An 11,040-nucleotide genomic window follows, 5' to 3' on the forward strand; every position below is an offset into this window, starting at 1 on the left:
GCTCCGGTGCGGGTGGTTTCTGCCCGTGGGACGGGTCTGGGCGAGATCACCACGACTTTGCAATCACCCTGCTCACAGCCTGAGAACGCATCGCCCCTGTGCTGAGGACCCGCCTGAAAAATGCCTCTCGCTCGTGTCAGCTCTTATCAGGGCATTCCGATTTGGAAGCACTGTGTTGCTATCGCCCAGCGGCGAATCGGCCAGCCCAAGCCCCGTCCAGTAGACGCCAACAGACGCGCGTGGGTTTCCGTCTGCTGCAGTCACGGGCAACAGCTACTGCGCCGGCATAAGGATGATTGCTCGGGTGGGGTGCGGTCGGTCGAACCAGCGGGAGTCCAGGGCCTCGACCAAGATCAGTCTCCGGCCTGTCGGAGTCGGTGGACGGGTCCAGGGATCCGGCAGGGCGGGGTGGGTGTCGGACACCTCGACACGTAGGAGCGCGGCGGCGGGCTCGTGGACGAGCCGCAGCGCGAAGTCCCGCCCCGGGACCCTTCCGTGGAACACGGCGTTGACGCTCAGCTCCGCGACGATGAGTACGGCGGCGTCGGACGCCGCCGTGCCGTGCGGCACAGAAAACTCCGGAAGCCTGGAGTCACAGGACGCGAACTTGCTCGAACCTGCGCCCTAACGCCGAAGAGGACATACGAACCCATGCCCACCTCCAGTCATGGTGGTGTGTCGGACCGCCGGGCTGCTCTGTGATTCGGGAAGCGCGCCGTTCGCATCGAAGCATGTGTGGTCGGGATGCGACGTAGGGACTGCTTCCGGTGGCAGGGCGAGCATGTCGAGTTCGGGGGACGGGCGACGGTGGGGCGGGAGGTCGTCGCCGCGTGTGTCCGTCACCTCGATGCGGAGGGTGTTGTCCCGGGTGTGGAGGACGAGGCGGAAGTCCGGCCGGGGAGGCGGCCGTGGGTGGTGGCGTTCGCGGCGAGTTCGGCGACGGGTGTTCGGCGGTGTCGCGACGTCGTACGGCGGGTCCCAGGTGCGCAGCCATTCCGTGGTGAGGAGCCGGGCGAGGCGGGCGCCGCGTGGCGCGGGGGACAGCAGGACGCTGAAGAGGGCGTCCGGCTGGGGGAAGAGTTCATCGGCAAACGCGTCTCCAGTGCTCCGGGCGATGCGCGCGGCAGCCCGTGCCTTCGTCTTGGCTTTCCGAACGGCAGCCCTGCGCTTCTTCGCCTCCGGAGTGTGCAAGCCTTGCTGCACCTCTTCCTCGTATGTGCCCCGAGCGGAAGCCTCGCCTCTTCTCCCCGGGGCGGCGTGCGGGGCAGGAGATGACCGCCGTGTGCCGGGACGCCGATCGTGGGGTCGGGCATCCCCGGACCGGAATCGATCGTGCGGTGCGTGAGGAATGGCCGAATCGGGCCCTTCACGGGAGAATTCGGCTGACTTCGTCCCGGTGCGCCGGGCGGGCGCGGGAGTGATTCCGCCACCGACGGGACGAGCACGACGGGCCGGATGAAGGGGTGTCGCGCTGTGCGAGTTCTCATGGTCGGGGCCGGAGGCGTGGGGGGTGCGGTCGTGCGGATCGCGGCCCGGCGGGCGTTCTTCGAGCACATGGCGGTGGCCGACTACGACCCCGCGCGGGCGGAGGGGGCCGTCGCGGCGCTCGGGGAGGACGGGGGCAGGTTCACGCCGGTGCGGCTGGACGCGTCGGACACCGGCGCCGTGCGGGCCGCGCTCGCCGAGCATCACTGCGATGTACTGCTCAACGCCACCGATCCACGGTTCGTCCTGCCGCTGTTCGACGCGGCGCTCGCCCACGGCGCCCACTACCTCGACATGGCGATGTCCCTGTCCCGGCCGCACCCGACCCGCCCCTACGAGGAGTGCGGAGTCAAGCTGGGCGATGCGCAGTTCGAACGGGCCGCCGAGTGGGAGAGGGCGGGCCGGCTCGCGCTGGTCGGCATGGGCGTGGAGCCGGGCCTGTCGGACGTGTTCGCCCGTTACGCCGCCGACGAACTGTTCGACGAGGGCGGGATCGAGGAGATCGGCATCCGGGACGGCGCGGACCTGGTCGTCGACGGCTACGGCTTCGCCCCCTCCTTCAGCATCTGGACGACCATCGAGGAGTGCCTGAACCCGCCGGTCGTCTACGAGGAGGGGAGGGGCTGGTTCACCACACCGCCCTTCAGCGAGCCGGAGGTGTTCGACTTCCCGGAGGGCATCGGGCCGGTGGAGTGCGTCAACGTGGAGCACGAGGAGGTGCTGCTGGTCCCCCGGTGGCTGCGGGCCAAGCGGGTCACCTTCAAGTACGGGCTCGGGGACGAGTTCATCGGCGTGCTCAAGACCCTGCACAAGCTGGGGCTCGACCGGACCGACCCGGTCACGGTGCACACGGAAGGCGGCAGGGCGGCGGTCTCCCCGCGGGACGTCGTCGCCGCCTGTCTGCCCGATCCGGCCGGACTCGGGGACCGTATGCGCGGAAAGACGTGCGCGGGCACCTGGGTCAGGGGCACCCGGGACGGGCGGCCCCGCGAGGTGTACCTCTACCACGTGGTCGACAACCAGTGGTCGATGCGGGAGTACGGCACCCAGGCCGTGGTCTGGCAGACCGCGATCAACCCCGTGGTCGCCCTCGAACTCATCGCCTCCGGAGCCTGGCACGGCAGCGGGGTCCTCGGCCCCGAGGCGCTGCCTCCCCGGCCGTTCCTCGACCTGCTCACGGAGTACGGCTCGCCGTGGGGCATGCGTGAGGACGTCACGAGCGGGTCCGAATAGCGTAGAAAGTCCCTTAGCCCCCTGTTGTCTGGATCACATCCGCAACCAGCCGGAGCGAGGGACCGATCATGGCCGACGACACCGCCGACGCAGCCCGCCCGCCCGACGGGCCTCCGAGCGGGCTCAAGCCCGACGCGATCGGGTTCGTCGACGCGCTCGTCATCGGGCTCAACTCCACGTCTCCCGCGTACTCACTGGCGGCGGTCATCGGCCCGGTCGTCGCACTCGTGGGCGTCTACGCGCCCGGCGTGATGGTCGCCTCGTTCGTACCGATGCTGCTGATCGCGTCCGCGTTCTACTACCTCAACAAGGTCGACCAGGACTGCGGCACCACCTTCTCTTGGGTCACCCGGGCGATGGGACCGTGGGCCGGCTGGCTCGGCGGCTGGGCCATCACGATGACCGGGGTCCTGGTGGTCGGTTCGCTGGCGGACGTCGCCGTGAGTTTCGCCCTGCTCGCCTTCGGCCTGGACGGCTGGGTCGATGACGACGTCGTACGCCAGCTGCTCACCGTGCTGCTCATCCTCGTCATGACGGCCGTCTGCGTCATCGGCACCGACCTGTCGGCCAAGGTGCAGAACGTCCTCATCCTCGCCCAGGTCGTCTGCCTCCTCGCCTTCGCGGTCGTCGCGCTCTACCGCGTCTACGCCGCCACCGGCACCCTCGACTCCGTCGACCCGTCGATCAGCTGGCTGGACCCCTTCGGACCCGGCGGCTCCGCCCTCACCGGCGCCCTGCTGCTGGGCGTGTTCATCTACTGGGGCTGGGAGTCGGCGGTCAACCTCACCGAGGAGGTGGAGAACTCCGCCATCGCACCCGGCAGGGCGGGCGTCTGGTCCACGGTCATCCTGTTGGTGACCTACGTGTCGGTCGGTTACGCGGTCGTCGCCTACGCCGGAACCGCCTATCTGACCGACAACGCGGACGACGAGGAGTACATCTTCGCGCTGCTCGCCGGTGAGGTGATGGGCGGCTGGGACTGGGTCGTCCTGCTCGCCGTCTCGACGTCCGCACTGGCGTCGACCCAGACGACGATCATCCCGGCGTCCCGCACGGCACTGTCCATGGCCCGTCGGCACGCGCTGCCCGCGCGTTTCGGGCACATCGCCCCACGCTTCCGGACACCCGACGTGAGCACCTGGTGGGTCGCCGCCATCGCGATCGCCTGGTATGTCGTCGTCAACGAGATCAGCGAGAACGCGCTGTACGACTCGCTCACCGCGCTGTCCCTGCTGATCGCCTTCTACTACGCGCTCACCGGCGTCACCTGCGCGGTCTACCACCGCCGCCATCTGACCGAAAGTGTCCGCCACTTCCTGCTCATCGGCCTCGGCCCGCTGACCGGTGCCGGACTGCTCGTCTGGCTGCTGGTCGAGTCGGTCTCCGACATGTCCGACCCTGCGAACTCCTACAGCGGCGTCTCGTGGTTCGGCCTCGGTCCACCGCTCGTCATCGGTATCGGCATCGCGCTCACGGGGGTGGTGCTCATGGTCGTCCTGCGCCTGGTGAAGCCGGCCTTCTGGTCGGAACGCCCGGGTGTGGCCGACCCCGACCTCGTTCACGGCAAAGGCAGGGAGGCCTGATGGCGATCGTTCTCGGCTACGACGAGTCGCCGGGTGCCCTGCGCGCGCTGCGGGTCGCGATCGAGGTGTCCGGCACCTACGCCGAACCCCTCGTGCTGGTGTACGGAGCGGAGGCCCCGGGCGGCAGGGGGGACGAGTACCGGACCCATCGCGAGGCCCTGCACCAGGCCGGACGCGTCGCACTCGAACACGCCGTCGCGGCGGCGGACGAGGCCGGCGTACCGGCCACCGTCGAGATCATCGACCAGAAGCCGGCGCTCGCGCTGATCGACGCCGCCACGCGCCACCGGGCACGGCTGATCGTGGTCGGCACCTGGGGCGAGAGCCCGATGCGCGGGGCCCTGCTGGGCTCGACCCCGCACAAGCTGCTGCATCTGTCGCGCATTCCCGTCCTCTGCGTGCCGACCGAGGAGTGACCCGGCGGGCGGCGCGGCACACGGAGGACGGGCGGGGCGACCGGCTCCCCTACTGCTCGGGCGGGCCGCTACTGCTCGGGCGTGCCGCCGAAGCGCTCCTTGTAAGTCTCCAGGTCCTCGTCGGTCAGCTTCGCGAAGAGGACCGGGGGGACCGTGAAGGGCGTGCCGGCGGGGACGAAGGCGAGGGTCTTGGCCTCCTCCGCCGTCACCCAGGCCGCCGTGTCGTCCTTCAGGGCGAAGGCGGCGCGCATGGCGGCCGAGGACGCCGGGATGAAGGGCTCGGAGACCACCGAGTACAGGTGGATGAGGTTCATGGCGGTGCGCAGGGTGAGGGCTGCGGCGTCCTGGTCGGTCTTGATCTCCAGCCAGGGGGCCTTCTCCTCCAGGTAGGAGTTGCCCGCCGACCACAGGGCGCGCAGCGCGGCCGACGCCTTGCGGAACTGCAGGGCCTCCATCTGCGCCTCGTACTCGGCGAGCAGACGGGCGATCTCCTCACCGAGACGGGTTTCCGCCTCGCCCGCCACCGCGCCCGCCGGGACCTCGTCGCCGAAGCGCTTGCGGGAGAAGGACAGGACGCGGTTGACGAAGTTGCCGAGGGTGTCGGCGAGGTCCTTGTTGACCGTGGCGGTGAAGTGCTCCCAGGTGAAGGAGGAGTCGTCCGACTCGGGGGCGTTGGCGATGAGGAAGTACCGCCAGTAGTCGGCCGGCAGGATCTCCAGGGCCTGGTCGGTGAAGACGCCGCGCTTCTGCGAGGTCGAGAACTTCCCGCCGTAGTACGTCAGCCAGTTGAAGGACTTGACGTAGTCGACCTTCTTCCACGGCTCGCGGATGCCCAGCTCGGTGGCCGGGAACATCACCGTGTGGAACGGGACGTTGTCCTTCGCCATGAACTGCGTGTACCGGACGGGGTGGTCGCCGCCGTCGGCCTCGTACCACCAGGACTTCCAGTCGCGCTTCTCGCCGTTCGGGGCGGCGTCCGACCACTCCTTCGTCGCGCCGATGTACTCGATCGGGGCGTCGAACCAGACGTAGAAGACCTTGCCCTCCGCCGCCAGCTCCGGCCAGGTGTCGGCCGGGACCGGGACGCCCCAGTCCAGGTCGCGGGTGATGGCGCGGTCGTGCAGGCCCTCGTTCAGCCACTTGCGGGCGATGGAGGACGACAGGTGCGGCCACTCCTCCTCGTGGGCCGCCACCCAGGCCTCGACCTCGTGCTGCAGCTTGGACTGCAGGAGGAAGAGGTGCTTGGTCTCGCGTACCTCCAGGTCGGTGGAGCCGGAGATGGCGCTGCGCGGGTCGATCAGGTCGGTCGGGTCCAGGACGCGGGTGCAGTTCTCGCACTGGTCGCCGCGGGCCTTGTCGTACCCGCAGTGCGGGCAGGTGCCCTCGACGTAGCGGTCCGGGAGGAAGCGGCCGTCGGCGGGCGAGTACACCTGGCGGATGGCCCGCTCCTCGATGAACCCGTTCTCCTTCAGACGGCGCGCGAAGTGCTGGGTGATCTCGACGTTCTGCGGGGAGGAACTCCGGCCGAAGTAGTCGAAGGCGAGCGCGAAGCCGTCGTAGACCGCCTTCTGCGCGTCGTGCGCCTGGGCGCAGAACTCGTCGACCGGGAGACCCCGCTCCTTCGCCGCCAGCTCGGCGGGGGTGCCGTGCTCGTCCGTCGCGCAGATGTACAGGACGTCGTGGCCGCGCTGGCGGAGGTACCGGGAGTACACGTCCGCCGGGAGCATGGACCCCACCATGTTGCCCAGGTGCTTGATCCCGTTGATGTACGGAAGGGCGCTGGTGATGAGGTGTCGAGCCATCGGGGGATGCTCCCAGGTCGGTCGATGTCGTGAGTCTTGAAATCCTAGCCGACACGGGTGTGCCGCCCGTCTCCCGTTTTCACGGGTGGGAGGCGGGCGGCACGGGGTGGTGCGAGCGCGTGCGGCGCTACGGGCGCCAGGTGGCGAGGATGCCCTCGTAGACCTCGGCGTCCGTGAGTTCGCGCGGGGTCTCGCCGGCCAGGAAGTGGGACGTGTTGGGCGTCTTCAGCTTCCGGAGGTAGTCGAAGGCCTTGTTCTCCGGGTCGCCGAACGCGACGAACGCGAAGTGGACGGCCGGGTGGTTCTTCGCGGCGTCCGCGAGTGCCTGGTTCGCCGGGGTCTTGGCGTCCGGGGCGCCGTCGGTCTGGAAGACGACGAGGGCGGGGGTGCCGGGTGCCGCCTTCTGGTGCTGGGCGAGGACCTCCTCGACGGCCACGTGGTAGCTGGTACGGCCCATGCGGCCGAGGCCGGCGTGCAGGTCGTCGACCTTGTTCTCGAACGCGTCGAGGGTGAGGTCGCCGGTGCCGTCCAGTTCCGTGGAGAAGAAGACGACGGGGACGGTCGGGGGCTGCTCGGGGTCGAGGTGGGCGGCGAGGGCGAGCGTCTGCTCACCGAGGGCCTGGGCGGAGCCGTCCTTGTAGTAGCCGCGCATCGAGGCGGACCTGTCGAGGACGAGGTACACCTTGGCGCGGGCGGAGGCGAGGTTCTGCTTGCCGAGTACGTCGTGGGCGGCGTCGTAGGCGGTGCGGAGGCCGGCGGGCACGGCCTCGGCACCGCCGTCGGCCGCGTCCGTCTTCCCGCCCGCGCCACCCGTACCGCTTTCGTCGTCGGCCGCGGGTGCCACCTGTGGGGCATCCGCGCCGTCGGCGACCGCGGCTTCGGGGGTGGCTTCATCGGCCACGAGGACGAGGTCCGGGGTCTCGGTGGGCTCGGTGGGCTCGGTGGCGACCGGTTCGGCGGCTGCGGGTTCGGTGGCGACGGCCGGCTCGGGGGCGACCGGTTCGGGGGTGGCGTGCGGCTCCGGGGTGGCTTCCGGCTCGGTGGCGACGGCCGGCTCCGGGGTGCCTTCCGGCTCCGGGGTGGGCTCGGTGGCAGCCTCCGGCTCCTCCGTGGCCTTCGGCTCGGCCGGCGCAGCGTCTTCGGCCGCAGCCTCGGGCTCGGCTTCGGTGACGGGGTCCGGTTCGGCTTCCGCCTTCGGCTCGGCCGGCGCTGTGGCCTTGGCCGCGGCCTCGGGCTTCACCTCCGCTACGGGCTCCTCGGCAGTCGCCTCGGTGGCCTCGGGCTCGGCTTCGGTGACGGGGTCCGGCTCGGCGTCCGCCTTCGGCTCCGGGGCGGTGTCCGCCGCCTCGGGCGCGGCCTCGACCACCGGCTCGGGCGCGGCTCCGGCGACCGGGGCGGCCGACTCCTCGTCGGCGACGCCCTTCGTGTCTGCCTCAGCCTCCACCTCAGCCGCGGCGGGCTCAACGTCGACGACCGGGGCGGGCTCGACGACGGTTTCCGCCTCTGCCTTCGGCTTCGCCTCTGTGACCGGCGCAGCAGCCTCCGTCTCGTCGGTGGTCTCGGAGACCGGCTTCGGCTCGGCCTCGACCACCGGAGTCTCCGCCTCGGCGGGCACCTCGGTCTCCGCCTCGGTCGGCACTCTGACCTCGGTATCCGCCCCGGTCTCCGCCTCGGCCGCCGGCGTCGGCTCGGCCGCTGGTGGCTCCGTCTTCGCCTCGGCCTGCACTTCGGGCTCAGGCTTGGCCTTCGGCGTGACCTCGGTCGACGCCTCAGTCTTCGGCGTGGTCTCGGTCTTCGGCGTGACCTCGGCCGCAGTGTCCGCCTCAGCCTCCGGAGCGTCCGGCTTCCCCTCGGCGGTGTCGCCGCCCCGCGGCTTCGGCACCGTCACGTTGTCGAAGGCCGCGGAGACGAGTTCGTCGGCGACGGAGGAGGTCGGGGTCGTGGTCGTCGTCGCGGGCTCGGTCGCCGGGGCCGGGACCCTCGGCTCGGCGGCCGGCTGCGTCGCGGCCCCCTCGGCCGCCGCCGCGGAGGTGTCCTCCGGGGCGGAATCCCGCTCCGCCTCCTGCGAAGGAACCGTGTCGCGCCCCTTGCGTGAGCGGCTGAACGCATTCCGCAGGAGAGAGAGAATGCCCATGTGCGCAACCCTTCGGGTGAGTTGAAGCCCGTCAATCCCTGGCCAGGACGGACACGTAAGGTTAGCGGCCGGGCGTGGCGATCTTGGGGTGGGGCAGGGGCCTTTCTCTATCCCCGCCACCCCGCGCTGTCAATACCGCCTCAACTGCCGCAGGTTCACTCTCTGTTCACCTGACGTCCCCGTTCTCGAACACACGCCCCTCTAGCGTCGCGCTCACACCCAAAAGGCACATAAGAGCATCGAGGAGCGCGCTGTGCGCAAGCTGCTGCCCATGATCGGCTCGCATCCCGGCGGCCGTTCCGCCCTGACCTGTCGGTTCCGCTGTGGCGACGCCTGCTTCCACGAGGTGCCGAACACCAGCACCAACGAGTACGTGGGCGACGTGATCGCGAGCGCGCTCAGCCGTCGCTCGGTGATGAGGGCCGCCGCCGTCGTCTCCGTGGCCGGCGCGGCCGGTACGGCCGTCTCGCTCGGCACCGCCCGGCCCGCCGCCGCGGCCACGTCGGCCGACGCCGCCGGGTCGGCCGACGCCGCCGGGTCCGCCGGGTCCAAGACCAGGCCCAAGGCCGCCCGCGGTCTGCGCTACACCTCCGTCGCGCCCAACACCGCCGACGCCGTGACCGTCCCCGACGGGTACAAGCAGAACGTCGTCATCCGCTGGGGCGAGCCGATCCTGCGCGGCGCTCCCGCCTTCGACCCCGAGCGCCAGACGGCCAAGGCGCAGGCCGGGCAGTTCGGCTACAACAACGACTTCCTCGCGCTGCTCCCGCTCCAGGGCGAGCGCGGCCGCAAGCTGCTCGTCGCGAACCACGAGTACACCGACGAGGTCCTGATGTTCCGCGGCTACGACGCCGCCAACCCGACCCGCGACCAGGTCGAGATCGCCTGGGCGGCCCACGGTCTGTCCGCCGTCGTGGTCGAGGAGGACCGGCGCACCGGCAGGCTGACCGCCGTGCCCCGGCACCAGCTCAACCGGCGCGTCACCGCCACGACCGAGTTCCGGCTGACCGGCCCCGCCGCCGGCTCCGACCTGCTGAAGACCTCCGCCGACCCGACCGGCCGCAAGGTCCTCGGCACGCTCAACAACTGCTCCGGCGGCACCACCCCCTGGGGCACCACGCTGCACGGCGAGGAGAACTTCAACCAGTACTTCGCCAACAGCAGCCGTCCGACCGACAAGCGGTACGGCATCGGCACCGGCGCCAGCGAGCGCAAGTGGGAGCGGTTCGACAAGCGGTTCGACGTCGCCCAGGAGCCGAACGAGGCGCACCGTTTCGGGTACGTCGTCGAGTTCGACCCGTACGACCCGTCCTCCACCCCGCGCAAGCACACCGCGCTCGGGCGGTTCAAGCACGAGGCCGCCACCATCCGGCTGACCTCGGACGGGCGTCCGGTCGTCTACTCCGGCGACGACGAGCGCTTCGACTACTTCTACAAGTTCGTCAGCGGCAAGCGGATGAAGAAGGGGTCGGGCCGCGCCGTCCGCGAGCACAACCTCTCCCTGCTGGACGAGGGCACGCTCTACGTCGCCAAGCTCACCGGCGACTCCCCGGCGATCGAGATCGACGGCTCGGGCAAGCTGCCGAGCGACGGCGAGTTCGACGGCGCCGGCGAGTGGATCCCGCTGGCCACCGCCACCGCCGAGGGTGCCGTCTCGCACGTGGACGGGATGACGGCCGACGAGGTCTTCGTCTTCACGCGGCTCGCCGGTGACAAGGTCGGCGCCACGAAGATGGACCGCCCGGAGGACATCGAGCCCAACCCGGTCACCGGCAAGGTCTACGTCGCCCTCACCAACAACGCCAACCGCGGTGTCGGCTCCAACCCCAAGGCCGACGAGGCCAACCCGCGCAACGCCAACAAGCACGGCCAGGTCCTCGAACTCACCGAGCACCGCAACCGGCCCGAGAGCACGAAGTTCGGCTGGCTGCTGTTCCTCGTCGCGGGCGACCCCGACGACCCGGCCACCTACTTCGCCGGCTTCCCGAAGGAGCACGTCAGTCCGATCTCCTGCCCGGACAACGTCGCCTTCGACCCGCACGGCAACCTGTGGATCTCCACCGACGGCTCGCAGCTCGGCTCGCACGACGGTCTGTTCGGTGTCGCCACGCGCGGCAAGCGGCGCGGTGAGCTGAAGCAGTTCCTGACGGTTCCGAGCGGCGCCGAGACCTGCGGCCCGATCATCCAGGACCGCCGCGTCCTGGTCGCCGTCCAGCACCCGGGCGAGATCGACGGAGCCACCGTGGAGAAGCCCAAGAGCACCTGGCCCGACGGTCCGGGCACCTACGTCCGCCCGGCGGTCGTCGCGGTGTGGCGCGCGGACGGCGACGACATCGGCGTCTGATCCCGTACGCACATGCGAATGCGGGCCGTCCTCCTGTCGGGGA

The 11,040-nt window shown here is 70.6% G+C and carries 7 protein-coding genes; 4 read left to right on the forward strand and 3 right to left on the reverse strand.

Going from position 1 to position 11,040, the window contains the following annotated elements; genetic code table 11:
• Positions 1-273: 273 nt before the first annotated feature.
• Positions 274-570, reverse strand: a complete 297-nt coding sequence (locus ACFU5F_RS36070; protein ID WP_383896828.1) for an ATP-binding protein — start codon at positions 568-570, stop codon at positions 274-276.
• A 903-nt stretch (positions 571-1,473) separates the two neighbouring features.
• Between ACFU5F_RS36070 and ACFU5F_RS36075 the strand changes: the two genes are divergently transcribed.
• The 3 genes from ACFU5F_RS36075 (at position 1,474) to ACFU5F_RS36085 (ending at position 4,717) form a co-directional block, all read left to right on the forward strand.
• Positions 1,474-2,718 carry a saccharopine dehydrogenase family protein gene (locus tag ACFU5F_RS36075; RefSeq protein ID WP_383896831.1) on the forward strand — a complete coding sequence of 415 codons (1,245 nt, stop codon included), beginning with the start codon at positions 1,474-1,476 and terminating at the stop codon, positions 2,716-2,718.
• A 68-nt stretch (positions 2,719-2,786) separates the two neighbouring features.
• A complete protein-coding gene (locus ACFU5F_RS36080; RefSeq protein ID WP_383896834.1) occupies positions 2,787-4,301 on the forward strand; it encodes an APC family permease in 1,515 nt (504 codons plus the stop codon).
• Complete coding sequence (locus ACFU5F_RS36085) at positions 4,301-4,717, forward strand: universal stress protein (RefSeq protein ID WP_383896836.1); 417 nt, start codon at positions 4,301-4,303, stop codon at positions 4,715-4,717. The genes ACFU5F_RS36080 and ACFU5F_RS36085 overlap by 1 nt, the downstream gene beginning before the upstream one ends.
• A 68-nt stretch (positions 4,718-4,785) precedes the next feature.
• On the opposite strand, the gene metG is transcribed toward ACFU5F_RS36085, so the two are convergent.
• Together metG and ACFU5F_RS36095 are read right to left on the reverse strand one after the other, a co-directional pair.
• On the reverse strand, positions 4,786-6,519 hold the full coding sequence (gene metG, locus ACFU5F_RS36090; protein WP_383896839.1) for a methionine--tRNA ligase: 1,734 nt from the start codon (positions 6,517-6,519) through the stop codon (positions 4,786-4,788).
• A 127-nt stretch (positions 6,520-6,646) separates the two neighbouring features.
• On the reverse strand, positions 6,647-8,653 hold the full coding sequence (locus ACFU5F_RS36095; protein WP_383896841.1) for a VWA domain-containing protein: 2,007 nt from the start codon (positions 8,651-8,653) through the stop codon (positions 6,647-6,649).
• 253 nt (positions 8,654-8,906) lie between these two features.
• On the opposite strand from ACFU5F_RS36095, the gene ACFU5F_RS36100 reads away from it, so the two are divergent.
• Positions 8,907-10,997, forward strand: coding sequence for a PhoX family protein (locus ACFU5F_RS36100; RefSeq protein ID WP_383896844.1), 2,091 nt, complete (start codon positions 8,907-8,909; stop codon positions 10,995-10,997).
• The last annotated feature ends 43 nt before the right edge of the window (positions 10,998-11,040 follow it).

The organism is Streptomyces sp. NPDC057438, assembly GCF_042802995.1.
Taxonomy (GTDB): domain Bacteria; phylum Actinomycetota; class Actinomycetes; order Streptomycetales; family Streptomycetaceae; genus Streptomyces.